The sequence below is a fragment of the Mesorhizobium waimense genome, from assembly GCF_003601975.1.
GTDB lineage: Bacteria > Pseudomonadota > Alphaproteobacteria > Rhizobiales > Rhizobiaceae > Mesorhizobium > Mesorhizobium waimense.
In genome coordinates, this window is record NZ_QZWZ01000227.1 from 1 (window position 1) to 421 (window position 421).

At 60.8% G+C, this 421-nt stretch carries 2 pseudogenes; one reads left to right on the forward strand and one right to left on the reverse strand.

The features are described from left to right. Positions 1–184, forward strand: a pseudogene (locus tag D3227_RS42505) (ISKra4 family transposase); the annotation flags it as partial. On the opposite strand, the pseudogene D3227_RS40760 reads toward D3227_RS42505, so the two are convergent. Beyond that, positions 150–421 (reverse strand): annotated as a pseudogene (locus D3227_RS40760) (hypothetical protein); the annotation flags it as partial. The pseudogenes D3227_RS42505 and D3227_RS40760 sit on opposite strands and share 35 nt — an antisense overlap.

Consider the following 421-nt stretch of genomic DNA (forward strand, 5'->3'; position numbering starts at 1 on the left):
CTTCATCACCGACGGCGGCGAGGAAGTCCGCTCACTTGCCGAAATGATCGGCCCTGCCAGCGAGCATGTGCTAGATTGGTTCCACATCACGATTCGCATCACTGTGCTTCGCCAGTTCGCCCAGGGCGAGACCGGTAACTTCTCTGGGGTTAGGCGGCGCGCAGAAGGGGCGGTGTGGGCTTGAATAATGGAGGCACGTTCGGTTCTGGCTGTCGGAACGGTGCCCGCAGCCGATTGCGAAGTTCGCCATTGATCTCCGCCGTCCTGACCTGCATGAGCAGGTGCGCACCGTGGAGAGACCAGCGCATCTGCTGCTTCTTGACCATGCGTTTGCCGACAAGCGAATTCACTGCTGACTCGGCGAGGCTGGTGGCGACACGAAGCCCAGCTCGGTATCGCTTGCCATAGTTGACGATCGCGC